The organism is Caproiciproducens sp. (assembly GCF_053840905.1).
Window position 1 is genome coordinate 1 of the sequence record NZ_JBNLXQ010000013.1, and the last position, 14,268, is coordinate 14,268.

A 14,268-nucleotide genomic window follows, 5' to 3' on the forward strand; every position below is an offset into this window, starting at 1 on the left:
ACAACATAATAGAAATTATGTGACCACAAGCCTCATTTGTTCGATTTGACGTGCATGAACCGTACCGCTCTCCATGGTATAGATCCGGGTGGTATTTACGTTGGAGTGACCGAGAATATCCGCCAGCCGAAACAGATCCTTTTCCAGCGTGTAGTAGGTTCGGGCAAATAAATGACGCAGGTTGTGAGGAAAAACCTTTCCCGGGGCCACGCCCGCGCCTTTGCAAAGGGCTTTCATGCTTCGCCAGATATTGGAGCGATCAAGGGGTTTGCCGGTTTTTGTGATAAAAATATGCCCGGAAGTCCTCTGCTGCTTTCTGGCGTATCTGATCAGCGCGCGGCAGAGCTTTTGGGGCAAAAGGATCGTGCGTGTTTTCCCTTTGCAGTTTACAACCGCACGCCCCGCGTGTGCCGCTTCTATGGTGATGAATTGCAGCTCGGAAACCCGTATGCCGGTGGCGCAGATGGTTTGGAGCACCATGCAAAGACATTCGTTTCCTTCCCTTTGAGCTGTGTGTACCAAACGAAGGTATTCTGCGCGGGTCAGTTCTTTTTCCTCCCGACAAAACAGGCTTCTCTGTATTTTCAGCGGCTTTATTTTGCAGTCGGACCAACCGATAAAATTCAAATAAGCATTGACGCCTGCTATCATGGCGTTGACGCTGGCTGCCGCGTATCGCACGATCAGGCTTTCTTTCCATTTAATTAAGGCGCCTTTTGTGACCGGCTCATCACCGAGAAATTTGCATAATGCGGCAAGGCTGCGCTGATAGAGCTCAATTGTCGAAGCACTTTTTTCCTGTTCCTGAAGGTAAACAGTGAAATGCTTTACCGTTTTGGGGGTAATTGCTCGTTTCGCTTCTTTTTGCAACATAATATAGGATCTCCTTTCATGCGCCAGACTTATTTTACCATTGCATAGCTTTTATTGTGGAAGTCCAATGCAAAGCTATCGCTGAATCCTATATATTTTTATTTTTATTTTATGATTTATCCATCGTATAGAATATTTCAGCGCAAAGAACCGCCAGCTTTGCTGGTGGGATTGAAAATCTTTAGGTACAAGAAAAACTCCTTTTGTTAAAATAGATGCAGGTCTGTCAACCGCATTAAAAAACAAAAGGAGGTCATGTAAGACATACAAAGTTACGGGCAGCAAGAATTCCAAGGCATAATCAAAACCACGCGTTCAACGCGTGGTTTTGATTTTCACTGTCCATTTTGCAGGATATAGTCCACACAGAAGGGGATCACTATGTTAGATGCTGTAAACGAAATATCACTTTTCCGGCAGTTGCAATCTTTGAAGCGCATTATTTCAAAAATTCATACTTAAACAGCGTCGGCACGATTTCAGCGTTGTAATAAGCTTTTACAAGCTCTTTCAGGGCGTTTAAAGCTGTGTGTAGCTCCACATTGTCGTAGACGGTTTTATCCACCGCCTCATCCTTGTATGAGGTGTCCAATTCAGCGTAAATTTGATATACCCCATACGTCAAAGCGGGATTATATCCGTTTCCGCGTTCGTTCGGTTTGGCAAGTTTCGCGTATTTCAAAACAGTATTCCATTGTGTCATTAAAGCCCTTTCTGCGGCGTCCGGCGTCAAGTCCTTTATATCCCGCGCCGCTAATGTTTCGCCGTTTGCCGTGTCGAGACACAATTCATTACGATAAAACCGTCCATCACTGCCCGTGAATGTTCTCATATGGTTTTGCATTTCAAGACAGGTGAACAAAAGGCATTTCAGCAAAAACGACTTTAGTTTGCCGCTTGCCGCGTCACTGGAAAACGCCGCTGAGCCGTCCGCGCTTTTCATGATTCTGGCGCGTTCTGTCCAACCGCGATTATATGTAATATAGCGGCTTGCACAGAACATCGGCAGCTTTTCCAGGTAATTATCCTTGCGGACAAAAAAGCCATTACCATTATAACGCGCTCCTACTAAAATACTGCTATGCAAATCGGGATTATCAAAACCCGAACTATCAGCAACCATATAGCAAAGGATGTTATCATTATAAATAGGCGTAACTCGACATTTCTGCCCATTCCGCGCTTCTAATCCGTCACCTTCGGTAAGGATGCCGTCCGAATTGTCCGTGTCCGAAAAATTGCGCTTATCGTAATAAACCGCGCTGTAATTCTCATATATGCGCTTAACTGGCAGTTTTTCCGGGTATTCGGTTAGTTTTCCGTCCACAATGTCATAGCCCGTTAACGTCAAATCAGTTACGGTTTCCACATCCTCATTCGCCCATAGGGCGCACATAATACAAGCGTCTATATTCGTGTGGAAGTGGCGGCGATTAAAGGCGCAGCCACCCAAAAAACGCTTGTTAATGAGATGCTGCGCTTTCCAATACTTCACAGGCGAAAACACGATATAACTATCCGTTGGTTGACGCAGATAATACTGGAACCCGCTCCATATAAAGGCATTTCCCATATCGTTATAGGGCGAACCCTTGACTCTGCCTTTCATATCTGCTTTCATTTCCTTAACTACATAGCTTCTTTTCCACGTTGCCGAAGATTTAGCTCCCGCGCCGCGTCGTTGATGTTCCGCCGACGTCGTTTCGGCGTAGGGCGGATTCTCAAATAAGATAACCGTTCTATTCGGATCGTCTATGTATTTACGGATGATCGGATTATCAATGTATCCTTTGCTCAATGCGTCCGCACCTGTAACCAGACCCGCGTTAAACGTGTCGGCGGTTTCAATGGGCGGGATTATCTCTTTAACCCGTGAACCTAATAATTCCTGTAAAACCTTGTATTCATAGTATTCTATCGTAGACACGATTGTATGTGTTAATTCGTCATCCGTCATGGCACTTTCAAGGTTACCTGTTCCTGCGCAGCGGTCAAGAATAATGTAATCATTCCCGGCTGGAACGCGTGCAATCGCCTGCCGGACCAATTCAAGAGATTTTTTCACATATTCGGGCGGTGTATAGAACGCGCCGAGGTTTTTCTTTAATAAAAAATCGTTTAACTTATCCATAAGATAATTAAACTTTACGTTTGTCTTGCCCGTGTAGGGAATAAGGTAATCGGCGAAAACAACCGGCTTTCTTATTTCTCCTATTTTCTTATGCTTGCCCGTATCGTCACCTAAAAAATCCTCTTTACGCGCCGTCGGCATGCGGCGGTAAAAGTGTTCAGCCCAACCCACAATACAGTTTTCGTCAATGTGGGTTTTGGTAAAGTTGTTTTCTTTGAGCAGAGCAACTAGGCGTGTTGTGTCTGTAGAGCTCGCTTCATAATGAAGTAATTCCACAGCCGCCGATCCAATAAAGCCGCTGTTGTCCTTTGACGCGCCGCCACTATACGGCTTTTCAACCGCTGACAAATAGTCCGCGCTATGATAGATCCATAGCATGGCCGCGTTCAAGTCGATGATCAGAATATTAGCGGGTATCGGCTTGCCCTTGATACGCATAGCTGAAAGATATTTGACGCATTGAAACAAGACCGCGTTTAAGTCGGTTACATTTAGCTTGAATTCAAGCAAGTTGCCGTTTAAAACTCCGTCGCTGTTGTCGGCTAATATGTCCTCTATATTAAGTGCGGGATTGACACGCGGCAATACCCGATTGTAAAAGTCAAGCTGCCCATCCCGCTCCAAAATGAACTTGTCCATCGTTTCATCCTCCGTATTCTTATAACCTTTCTAAGGATAGCACAAATAAAGAGGAAAAGTAAACCAGAAAATCTACCATTATAATACGAAAACAGCCGTTACGGTACATGAATGTTCTGTAATGGCTGTTTTTACTTCAATGAAAACACAAATCCGAACTTTTTTCAATCTGCACGAATGCCCATTACTACATCATCAAGGAAGAAGACTTGATAAAAATTCAAAATCGAGAATTCTAATTTTTAAACTTATTTAGATGTATAATCCTTGTAGTTCCGGTCATTATTCTTTGCATTTTCCACCATGAGTGCTAAGCAGCTTTTCAATGTTTGTAAATCTTCCTCGCAGATACCATGAACCGTATCTGCTTTAAACTCTTCAATGACCTCCATGACTTCCTCATACAGGTTTTCTCCTAGGCTTGTCAATAGCAACTGATGGACCCTTTTATCCGTACTGCTTCCCTTTCGAACCAACAACCCCTGCTGTTCAAGTTCTCGAACCAGTCGTGCAACGGCCGGTTCACGCACGGCCAGAAAATCAGCAAGTTCTCGTTGTGTAATACAGGAATTCTGGTGAATGTAGTAGAGGGCAAAGGATTGAATTCTGGTAATGTTATGACGGCGAAGCCTGTGCTCCAATGACGTCACAAACACCTTGGAGCTTCGACAGGTAATCAGCGCAATGCAGTCATCCAGATTAAACATGATTGTTCTCCTGCGAATGAATTTCATTCATGCGCAACAAATGACCGTTCATTCGGTTTTTAAACTCCCGGCATAAAATGTGCGTCTGTTAATGAATGTTTGATTTGATTATAACATATTTCAATTTGTTGGGCAATTATACTTTCCTGAAAAAGCATTCCGATTAATTTGTTTTCACACGCGCTCCAGTCCAGCGGAAGCAATCCATCGGAGTGGATTTTTGCGCATGTAATACGGCCATTGGCAATGTTGGCGGAAATTGTTACAATACCAAAACAAAGCTGTCTTGAAAATGTTACAGCAAAGTTGGGTGTTTCGCCAAAAATCCATTCCTTTCCGCTGATCATATTCTGAACAACCGGGGTGGTAGTCTTTTGCTCCAGCGTGATGGCAGCCGGGGAGATTCCTTCCTCTTGTGCGAATGTTGCAATCAAGGCTTTCCTGATCTGTTCAACAGTGATGGAAGGAGTGATCTCCCTCAGATTTACCACCCGGCTTCTAACCGACTTGATGCCTTTGGACTGCAGTTTAAGAAATGAAGGGCGCAATGCGCGGGAAAGCATACTCATATTTACATCAACCATGATCGTTCCATGGTAAAAATAACTTCCTCGATCCGCAAAATACGCATGTCCGGAGAATTTCTTGCCCATGTAAAGCAAGTCGTTCCGGCTGCTGAATTCACACGGAATACCGACACGGCACAACGCGCTGCGGAGTATGTCCAAATACCGATCCGGAGCAGCATTTTCCTCCCGGTCCAAGAAAGTGAAATTCAAATTTCCAAGATCATGGAAAACTGCTCCTCCGCCTGAAAATCGACGTACAGGAAAGATTCCTTCCGCTTTCATGAAATCCATGTCACACTCTGCACTGAAGCTTTGATTTCGTCCAAGCACCACTGCCGGACTGTTCTGCCACAAAAAAAGGCGTGTTTGCGGTTTCTGCTCCAAGCAGAGCATGTACTCTGCGGCCACGTTAAAATATGGGTTTGTTTCCGCAGACAGAATGATTCTGCTCATATCTGATGAATTGCGCCCGAACCAAAGTCCATAGCCGCCTCATGTATGATTTCCGAAGTGGTCGGATGGGCAAAAATCATATGCGACAGTTCCTGATCGGTTAATCCTTTGGCAACGGCAGCTGTCAGTGTGGGCAGTAAAGCGGATGCGTCCGCTCCGATGATGGAGCCTCCCAGTATCTTGCCGGTTGTTTTTTCTCGGACAAGTTTGACAAACCCACTGGTTTCGTTCATAATCATTGCCTTTCCGTTGCCGGAATAGTTTATGTTGCTGGTGTCAATTTCGATGCCTTTTTTCCGGCATTCTCCGGCTGTCTGACCCACGCTTGCGATTTCGGGAGTCGTGAAAATCACATTGGGAACCGCCGCATAATCCATAGAAACCGGATTGCCTAAAACATTTTCAACAGCGACAATTCCCTGGTGGGATGCCACATGCGCCAACTGCAGGATATTTGTAACGTCACCGATGGCATAAATATTTTCGATATTACTGCGCATGTGTTCATCTACGGCAATACCCCGGCCGTGTTCACGAAGCCGGATGCCTGCATTTTCGGTGTTGAGGCTCTCTAAATTTGGTTCTCTTCCGACTGCGGCAAGCACTCGATCGCTTACCAAAATCATCGTACCGTCTTTCCCTTCACAGCTAATGACCGCCTGTCCATCCTCAGAGCAACGAATTTCCCGCACCTTGCTCCCAGTGTGCACATGAATACCCGCTTCTTCGGCAAATTCACGAATAGCTTGTGAAACTTCTTCGTCAAGCATCGCCAAGAGGCGATCAAGGAATTCCACGACATGAACTTGTACGCCAAGATTACGATAAAGAAAGGCAAATTCCATACCGATAACACCGCCGCCAATAATTGTAATCGTTTGAGGAAGATCGTCGGAAGAAAGTGCCTGCGTGCTGTTCATAACCATCGGTAAATCTATACCGGGTACGGGCAGGCTGCTACAGCGCGAACCGGTCGCTACAATGATATCCTTTGCCGTAATGTGATATCTTCTCTTTCCGTTTACACATACCTCAGTAGCTGATACGAAGGATGCTGTGCCCGAAATCACACGAATTCTATGCTTTTCCATTAGGCAAGCAATTCCGTCTATCAAACGGTTTTTAACATCTTCTTTTCGTTGGATGACTTCCTTCATGTTTACCGAGACCGTTCCTTCAACGTGTACTCCAAACCGGTATGCCTCCCGGACATGGCGAAATGTTTCGGACGCCTGAATCAAAGCCTTTGTGGGAATGCAGCCAACGTTTAAACAGGTGCCCCCGAGAGCACTCTTTTCCACCAGCGTTACCGCAATTCCCTTTTGTGCCGCATAAATTGCGGCCACATAACCACCAGGCCCGCCGCCGATTACCAGTAATTCCGTGTCCAGTTTTTCCTCCTGCTTTTCGTCCTCACTCAATTTGCAGACGGAAACAGCATCTTCATTCTCCAACTCAAACAGTGTCTGGCCTGAAGCAACCTCATCCCCCTCTTTAAAAAAGACGTTGGTAATCCTCCCGCTTTGCGGCGCACGAATGGTTTTGTTTCCCTTTCCCACTTCCACCTGCACAAGCACATCGCCTTCCTGCACACAATCACCGCAGGATACACTCATTTTCCCAATTTTGCCCGGTTTCGCACCGGTAACTGCTGTAAAAACAACGTTCACTTTGTTTCCCTCCAAAATATGAGGGCAAAGCTTAAGCTTTGCCCCATTTTAACTGATCTATTCTCTTACAACGCCGGCATTAACCAACTTCACGCCGTTTTCAAGACAATCTCCAACCGGGCAATGAGCTGCCATATACGCTGCAAAGGCTTCCGCCTTTTCCTGACTTTCCTGTGTTTTAAAATGAACTGTGTAACGGATTTCTTGAAAACCGTTTCTTACGTCGGCAAGTCCCATAAACCCGTCTGGATCCAAATCTCCTTCCAATTCAACGTGAACCTCATCAAAATGGAAATCCTGTGCCTGAGCAAACGCAGCCGCCACAATCGACTGACACGCACCAAACGCACAGAGAACTGCTTCTACAGGGTTCATACCAGCGTCAGTTCCGCCCAATTCCTCTGGCTCATCCAATAAGAAATTGAACTTTCTTGCGCCGCAGTTGACCTGTAATCCTTCGGGGAGTTTTTTTGCAGAGGCTTTGAATGTTGTTAACATGGTAAGTACTCCTTTTCTGTTTTAGTAGGTTGACTAATCTATTTTTTATATCATAACATGCGGCAGGTTCATGGTCAATACTTAATTAAGTAAGTATTTTAGACGATTATCATTTCCCCTTTTTCCGCGATGGTAATTTGGCCTTGCGCCCGCTGGAGCAGGATGGAACATGGGGCGCGAAGTGCCGGAAGGAATATGAGCTTGACGAACACGGCCAGCGTATCCGGCTTCCAAGCGGTAAGTATAAGAGCCGCCGCGTCAATACCACCGATTGGAACGACAAAAGAAAAGCCGAACAATGGCGCTCCGCGTGGGCTGATCTGTGCAACCGTGCTTTGGAGCAAAAGGGCCTGTTGGAGCGCATCGACCACCGCAGCTATAAGCGGCAGAGCGTGGAGCAGATACCCACTGTTCACATGGGCGTTGCTGCTACACAGATGGAGCGCCGGGGCATCCCCACCGAGAAAGGCGGCGTCAATCGTGAAATTGCCGCGCAGAACAAGCTACTCAAAGAAATCAAGGTCCAGATTACCCGGCTTTACAACTGGTCAAAGGAACAGGCTGCGAAGCCGGAAGAAAGGCGCAGTATATGGGAGCAGCTTCAACAGGCAAAAGCCTCCATGCCCCAGCCCGAATCGCGCTATGGCAAGGTAAAGGCGCTCAAGGAGAGCACCGCCCTGTTCAACTTTTTGCAATCCAACGGCATCACTTCCATGCGGGAGCTGTATGATAAAATCTCCGCTATGAACGGTGATTATTACGCTCTGCGCGGTGAAATCGTGAGTGCCGAGCGCCAGCTTGCCGCGCTCAATGAACGCCTTTCCTTGTGGAAGCAATATTCCGAAAACAAAGCCGTCCACAAACGTCTTTCCGGTATTAAGCCGGGTATGCGGGACACCTTCACAGAGAAGCACCGCGCTGAACTAATTTTGTTCGATGCAGCCGCCAAATATTTTGATGAACTGAAAGCCTCCGGCGAAGCCATTGATCCTAAAAAATGGCGGGCCGAGGTTGAACGCCTTACCACCCATAAAGACGAGCAATACCAGCATATGAAAGCCATGCGTGAGGACATCAGGGCTGTGGAGAAAATCCGAAAGACCGCCGATCAGCTCGCTAAAGCAGAAACACATCGGAATCAGGAACATGACCGCTGACAAGCAAAGCAAAACGCCGTACAGGTTCCCTGATACGGCGTCGCTTTATTTGTCAAACAGATCGCTGTGTGTGCCGGTGCGGGTGAGAGTCAAAACCAGCACATCATCTTCAATCCGGTAGACCAGCAGCCAGTCCGGCAGAATATGACATTCCCGATGGCCGATCCAATTTCCGGTGAGGGCATGGTCTTTGTTCTTTTCGGGGAGTATTTCACCCGCAGCAAGGAGCGTAACAACTTCCTGCAAAAGCTCGATTTTTTGGCCGCGCCTCTTTGCCAGTTTGTAGTCTTTTTTGAATACCGTGGTGTATTTTACCGTGTACTTCATGTGTCAAGGTCCGCGAAAAGCCGAGGCATATCCGTATAGCCCTTTACATTCGGGTCTTTCGCAATCCTCTCCGCTTCCTGCATAGCCGTAATGGTTTCGGCATTGGGCTGATTGAGCGAAACATCAAAGGGAATCCGGCCTTCCCGAAGCGATTGACGGACAAAAATATTGAACGCCGTGGAGAGGTTCATCCCCAATTCGTTAAACAGCGTGTCAGCCTGCGCTTTCAAGTCGGCATCCATGCGGATGCTGATGTTGGTAGTAGAGCCAGCCATACAATCATCTCCTTCCTTGCTGGTATTAATATTATATGCTGATTGCACGAAAAACACAACACAATGCACGAAAATATTTTTATTAAGGAGCCTGAACATGAGTATTGAAAAACAACCCCGAAATGATACCGAAGCGCAACAATTCCTATCCATCTATCCTATCCAAGCTCCGATACGCCTGCCTCCCGCACGGGGCCTTACAAGAGCAGAATTCCCCGGAATTGACACCGAGAAGATACAGAATATCTGCCTATCGGTTCATATCAGCGTGACAGTCGGGAAAGAGGCGTTTCCATGCCGAGAATGAGCAAGAAACGAAAACTGGAATGGGTGTTTTTCCTTGATCACCGCAACCGCATCACATACAACGCTCTCTGCCGGAAATGCATCCACGGCTGTAAGCAGAGCTTCCGGGCCGTGGTTGTGAAATGCCCGCGCTATGAATCCAAACGCGCAAGAAGAAAAGACCATAACATCATATGAGCCTTTCATTCTACAGATGGAGGGCATTTTCTTTTGAGAAGGGAGTTGTCCATGAACAATAAAAACGCCGCCACTATTACCGCCGCCGATAGAAAAGAGCCTCTACCCGCGCAGGGGGATGCGCGCCCTGCGCTTGTAAAAAAAAATCGGCAAGACCACGTATCAGGTGACGATTCATTTCAGCGCCACCAGTAGCGAAACCCTGAGCGACAAAATCAAGCGGATGCTCCGTAACGAGGTCAGCCAAATGTGATATTGAGTTTAAAAAAATCCCTAACAATTCGTTAAAACGCATAACGTGACATTGTAAATCCATCGTGCTATTATTATAGCGATAAATGGAATAATTAGCCGAACTTTGATTAAATGGCGGTTTTATTTTCTATTTGTATAACTATCCGTGGCCAAACTGAGAATCATTCAGTGTGAAACTTGTCTAACGACAGATTATAGTAATAATGAAAGTAGGTGGTTAGGATGCGTAAAAAGAAAAAATCCCCCCCAAAAAACAACAAAAAATCTGTACTCCCAAAGGCAACAATTCAAGAATTGGAAAGCTCTCGTAATGGTGGGAAAATTGCGCTAAGAGGATTTACATATCAGTTTCTATATTCTTGCTACCTGATCCTCTCAGAGTTAGAAGTTGGTACTATTTACAATCTGGAGGGAATTGAAGATATCGACCAAATAGTATATAAAGATGCAGCCCAGGACATTACTCATATACAGTTGAAGTATTCTACTGAAAAACAGGATGCGAGTTTCTTGAAGGACGTTCTGAAGAATTTTCTTGAGGCTTACCTGCTGGATAATACTCGTAATTTCAAATTGGTTTATGATTTTTCTGTAGCCAAAGGAAATTTGAGCAAGTTGTTTGCTAATGATTTAGATGATAAGGCAACTTTATATTGGGCTGGGGTTATCGAGCAAATAAAAGCAGAAAACTCTAGTTGGAATTGGAAGGACTTCATACTCCAAGATTTTGTTGCCAAGCTTTCTTTTGAAAAAATAGAGAAAAATAGTCTGGCTAATGAAATTGAAATCGAATTAATAAAGGCTTATGACATTACAACAGATAATATTTCAGTTTTTGCTAACAGCATCAAAATACGGTGTCTTGAAAAAATGGAACAAAGAGCTGGCATAGACAGACGTGAGCTTGATAGTCTAATTCAATCCGTCAAAGATGATATTAGTAAAGGACCTCAGAACCCGGCACACAGTTGGATAAAAAGACTCGATTTCCATACAACGCAAGTTGATTCGGATTTAAGCTATTTTGAAGGGAAAAAAGCTACCCCTCAAGATATCGCTCTGCAATTGCCTGTAAGGCGTTTGCAATTGGAACGAGAAATCAAAGATGCAATCCAAGATAATAGAGTCACCGTCATTAAAGCTCCAAGCGGACAAGGCAAAACAACATTAGCGCTTCAAGTTTCCTATGATTTACAGAACGAATACACTATTTATCAACTTTTATGGTGCAACGATTCCAAAGAACTGGGCAACATTGTACAATACTTCAAATCAAGAGTAAGGCTGGGCGAAAAGCCGCTTATTCTTATTGACAATTTGGATTCACAATTAAGTGAATGGAATAGACTAGCTCAGCTTTTACAGGAAGAGGTGTCTTATCACTACAAGCTCCTTCTTACAACGAGAGAAGACGATTGGTATAGATATGGCGGTGATCTGAGTAATGTGAGAGCGGTACAAACAATCAAACTGGCTCTAAAAGAAATAGAAGCACAAGAAATTTTTGAGGTGCTGAAAAAAGCTAATAAACTTCATTCGTCTATATCGGACTGGCGTAAAGCCTGGGCAATAGTAGCTGAAAAGAAGCTGCTAATTGAATACATATACCTACTTACGCACGGTGAGATGTTATCTGAGAGAATCTCATATCAAATTACGGAAATAGGTAAGTCAGACACAGGAAAAATCAAATGCGAAATTCTTCGTAAGGTGTGTTTTGCTGACGTTTGCGGCATAAAACTTTCGGCAAAAAAACTAATCTCTAGTTTATCAGAAACTTCTTCTAGTGATTATAGTGAAGTTTTGAAAAGCATTGAAAATGAATTTCTCATCCGTGTAAATTCAACAGAAAAATATGTTGAGGGACTGCATCCGGTTCGTTCCCAACATATCATTGATAAGCTGCATGAATTTTCGGAAATAAACGACACGGCAATTCAAGTGGCTCAGATAACAGATTTACTGTATTTACCAAAGCTGTTTTCCAAACTGCCTAATATAATTTCAAGTAAGGAAAGCTTTTATTCTGATATAACAGACGCACTGTGGAACAGCACTGATTTGTCGCATTATGTATTAGCTTTGCAGGGGCTATTTTCTGGAAGCGTAATGCAGTACTTTCATCAAAACAGAGAGGCTTTTGACGATGCAAACGCGCATGGAGGACTTTTTCTTGTAGCCACCGAATTAAACCCATTCACAAGATTTGAAGAATTCGACCTAACGCTAGATACTTTGGATAAGATGAAAAATATTATTCCAGATAACTCAAATATAGACTACTTGTGTAATCTTAGAGATGCTATCCCAAAACTAACTTTAGCTGAAACGGATATTTATTATTTTTGCAAAGCGTTGTATAACAAACTAAACGGTATTGACCTTTTTGAGGTTACCAGCGATGTTGCCTCATATTCCACTATTGCATATTGGCTTTACAATATTGACTTAGGCTTTAATCTCTCAAAGAACATATCCCTCCAGAGGATTTGGAATGAAAGCGAAAAACATTCAATGGATACCATGTCCTCGATTATGTATACGTGTTTCTGCGGAAATAAAGATGTATACGCGCATTTTGTTGAAGAAAACTTTTCGGTTATTCTGACATATTTAAAAGTAGCCACTAAATCTCTGAATATTTATGTCAGTGAGGACAAGAAATCGATTCATGTTGAGTATATTCTATTGTTAAGTGATATCAGAAAAGGAAACGAAGAAAGTGTTTCCAGACTGAAAGCCATTTGTAAAACACTTCCAATATTTGAGCAATACTGTGCCGATGCAATAAAACCGACATTGGAGTTCCTTTCTAGATATAAATCACCTGATGATGCTCATAAAACTATGCCTATTAGAAATATTGTGATTATGTTTCATCAGGAGTTTACTTCCCTATGGAGCAAAACCATAATGAGTAATTTTGAGTGCGATACTATTGCCGAGTGGTTGGAACATTGGTTTTCTGTTCGGAGGAATATAGTCACACTTCTCGAGAAGTGTTCATCTTGTATATGTAAAGTACTCGAAGGTAGGCATCTTGGCGATATTGCTGCGGATGTAGACAATCTCAGAACGAAGATTGTTAAAAGCCTAATTAGTGAATTTAAATATCCCAATGAAGATAGACCCTTTGAGGAAAAGGCAAAAATGCCGGAAGGTTTCAGCAAGATAAAAGGCAACTATTTTCAAAGTATACAAAACTTTTCTGAACAGTTCGCGGGCTTTCTCGTTAGAGATGGCGATAAGGCCAGACTGGCAATAGTTAACTTAAGAACTGCGCAGAGCGCATTAGGCAAAATGCAGGTATTTTTTGCTAATGTTTCCGATGAGCAAAGACTTCTTCAGAGACAGCATTCAGAAATATGCGTATTAGAAGAGCAACGGCTGGAATATCTTTTAATGGCGTGCTTATATTTTCAGGGACATCAACCAAACAAATATTTTAGTAAATATCAAATTCAAGCATGGTATAATGCAAACTATACGGAAGCCATAAAAGAGGCGCAAAGTGCGCTTAGCACACTGGCTGAAGAGAATTTTATCATATTCCCCCAAAAATATTACCGCAATAAAGCACTGAGTTATTACCCAATAATTGTTCAAGACCTTGATGTGAGAGTAAGCGAAGCGTTGATGAGGTTTTTATATGACTGCATACCGTTTACCGAAACAGCATTTGACTATTTAGTGGTATTATGTAGGAGTAGCCGAGGTGATATTTTACCCACTGGCTTAATAATGTCAAAAAACTTTTTTACAGATTTAAAACAGGCAATCGATACTAATGATGAACTCCTGGCCGAAAAAATGATTCCACCTTTTCCGATAGACATAACTACTCAAATGCTTGAATGCTTTGAAGACGAGTATGAAACATTTACTCCAATTACAACTGGCTATGAAGGAATTGATAAGGTAGGAGAATTATTATGGGCGTATTCTAAGACGCTGGAATTTTTAACTGATGAATGTGATGCTCAATACCGAGATTCTTCCAGTGATAACTTGAAGTCTGAAATTCTGAGTGTACTTGCATCATTTAAACATAAGATTTCTCCAAATGATTATGAAGAACTGCGTGCTATTTGTAAAAAAGTGTTAAGTGGTCAAGAATTTGGTGACGTCGAATTTGATGAGTTTTGCCAAAATATTATAGCATGGAATAAGTCTTAATAAATGTATATATGGTAATAAACTAAACTCCTGAATTTTTGTCTAAAAGTTTGGC

11 protein-coding genes and 1 pseudogene are annotated in these 14,268 nt (G+C 43.6%); 4 read left to right on the forward strand and 8 right to left on the reverse strand.

Annotated features, from left to right (window positions below):
* Positions 1–15: 15 nt before the first annotated feature.
* From ACQGQ5_RS12715 to ACQGQ5_RS12740, 6 genes are all read right to left on the reverse strand, one after another.
* Positions 16–873: a tyrosine-type recombinase/integrase gene (locus ACQGQ5_RS12715; protein ID WP_455736866.1), complete on the reverse strand. Its 858-nt coding sequence runs from the start codon at positions 871–873 to the stop codon at positions 16–18.
* A gap of 439 nt (positions 874–1,312) precedes the next feature.
* Positions 1,313–3,643, reverse strand: coding sequence for a hypothetical protein (locus tag ACQGQ5_RS12720; RefSeq protein ID WP_455736867.1), 2,331 nt, complete (start codon positions 3,641–3,643; stop codon positions 1,313–1,315).
* A 248-nt stretch (positions 3,644–3,891) separates the two neighbouring features.
* Positions 3,892–4,350 carry a MarR family winged helix-turn-helix transcriptional regulator gene (locus tag ACQGQ5_RS12725; protein ID WP_455736868.1) on the reverse strand — a complete coding sequence of 153 codons (459 nt, stop codon included), beginning with the start codon at positions 4,348–4,350 and terminating at the stop codon, positions 3,892–3,894.
* Positions 4,351–4,409: 59 nt separating this feature from the next.
* Positions 4,410–5,372 carry a lipoate--protein ligase gene (locus tag ACQGQ5_RS12730; RefSeq protein ID WP_455736869.1) on the reverse strand — a complete coding sequence of 321 codons (963 nt, stop codon included), beginning with the start codon at positions 5,370–5,372 and terminating at the stop codon, positions 4,410–4,412.
* Positions 5,369–7,042 carry a dihydrolipoyl dehydrogenase gene (gene lpdA, locus ACQGQ5_RS12735; protein ID WP_455736870.1) on the reverse strand — a complete coding sequence of 558 codons (1,674 nt, stop codon included), beginning with the start codon at positions 7,040–7,042 and terminating at the stop codon, positions 5,369–5,371. Before lpdA ends, ACQGQ5_RS12730 begins: the two co-directional genes overlap by 4 nt.
* A 57-nt stretch (positions 7,043–7,099) precedes the next feature.
* Positions 7,100–7,540, reverse strand: coding sequence for an OsmC family protein (locus ACQGQ5_RS12740; RefSeq protein WP_455736871.1), 441 nt, complete (start codon positions 7,538–7,540; stop codon positions 7,100–7,102).
* Between the two features lie 137 nt (positions 7,541–7,677).
* Between ACQGQ5_RS12740 and ACQGQ5_RS12745 the strand changes: the two genes are divergently transcribed.
* The gene (locus ACQGQ5_RS12745) at positions 7,678–8,697 is read left to right on the forward strand and encodes a MobA/MobL family protein (RefSeq protein ID WP_455736872.1); all 1,020 of its coding nucleotides are present in this window, start codon (positions 7,678–7,680) and stop codon (positions 8,695–8,697) included.
* 45 nt (positions 8,698–8,742) lie between these two features.
* Here ACQGQ5_RS12745 and ACQGQ5_RS12750 read toward each other — a convergent pair whose 3' ends face one another.
* Together ACQGQ5_RS12750 and ACQGQ5_RS12755 are read right to left on the reverse strand one after the other, a co-directional pair.
* The gene (locus ACQGQ5_RS12750; RefSeq protein WP_455736873.1) at positions 8,743–9,024 is read right to left on the reverse strand and encodes a type II toxin-antitoxin system YafQ family toxin; all 282 of its coding nucleotides are present in this window, start codon (positions 9,022–9,024) and stop codon (positions 8,743–8,745) included.
* Entirely contained in the window at positions 9,021–9,299 is a 279-nt protein-coding gene (locus ACQGQ5_RS12755; RefSeq protein ID WP_455736874.1) for a type II toxin-antitoxin system RelB/DinJ family antitoxin, read from the reverse strand. Before ACQGQ5_RS12755 ends, ACQGQ5_RS12750 begins: the two co-directional genes overlap by 4 nt.
* A 294-nt stretch (positions 9,300–9,593) precedes the next feature.
* On the opposite strand from ACQGQ5_RS12755, the gene ACQGQ5_RS12760 reads away from it, so the two are divergent.
* The 3 genes and pseudogenes from ACQGQ5_RS12760 (at position 9,594) to ACQGQ5_RS12770 (ending at position 14,213) form a co-directional block, all read left to right on the forward strand.
* The gene (locus ACQGQ5_RS12760; RefSeq protein ID WP_455736875.1) at positions 9,594–9,782 is read left to right on the forward strand and encodes a hypothetical protein; all 189 of its coding nucleotides are present in this window, start codon (positions 9,594–9,596) and stop codon (positions 9,780–9,782) included.
* A 51-nt stretch (positions 9,783–9,833) separates the two neighbouring features.
* Positions 9,834–10,035 (forward strand): annotated as a pseudogene (locus ACQGQ5_RS12765) (transposon-encoded TnpW family protein).
* Between the two features lie 224 nt (positions 10,036–10,259).
* Complete coding sequence (locus ACQGQ5_RS12770) at positions 10,260–14,213, forward strand: P-loop NTPase (RefSeq protein WP_455736876.1); 3,954 nt, start codon at positions 10,260–10,262, stop codon at positions 14,211–14,213.
* The last annotated feature ends 55 nt before the right edge of the window (positions 14,214–14,268 follow it).

Coding starts and splice junctions, on each gene's coding strand:
- ACQGQ5_RS12715 (WP_455736866.1), bottom strand. CDS start 873: ATGTTGCAAAAAGAAGCGAAACGAGCAATTACCCCCAAAACGGTAAAG.
- ACQGQ5_RS12720 (WP_455736867.1), bottom strand. CDS start 3,643: ATGGACAAGTTCATTTTGGAGCGGGATGGGCAGCTTGACTTTTACAAT.
- ACQGQ5_RS12725 (WP_455736868.1), bottom strand. CDS start 4,350: ATGTTTAATCTGGATGACTGCATTGCGCTGATTACCTGTCGAAGCTCC.
- ACQGQ5_RS12730 (WP_455736869.1), bottom strand. CDS start 5,372: ATGAGCAGAATCATTCTGTCTGCGGAAACAAACCCATATTTTAACGTG.
- ACQGQ5_RS12740 (WP_455736871.1), bottom strand. CDS start 7,540: ATGTTAACAACATTCAAAGCCTCTGCAAAAAAACTCCCCGAAGGATTA.
- ACQGQ5_RS12750 (WP_455736873.1), bottom strand. CDS start 9,024: ATGAAGTACACGGTAAAATACACCACGGTATTCAAAAAAGACTACAAA.
- ACQGQ5_RS12755 (WP_455736874.1), bottom strand. CDS start 9,299: ATGGCTGGCTCTACTACCAACATCAGCATCCGCATGGATGCCGACTTG.
- ACQGQ5_RS12760 (WP_455736875.1), top strand. CDS start 9,594: ATGCCGAGAATGAGCAAGAAACGAAAACTGGAATGGGTGTTTTTCCTT.
- ACQGQ5_RS12770 (WP_455736876.1), top strand. CDS start 10,260: ATGCGTAAAAAGAAAAAATCCCCCCCAAAAAACAACAAAAAATCTGTA.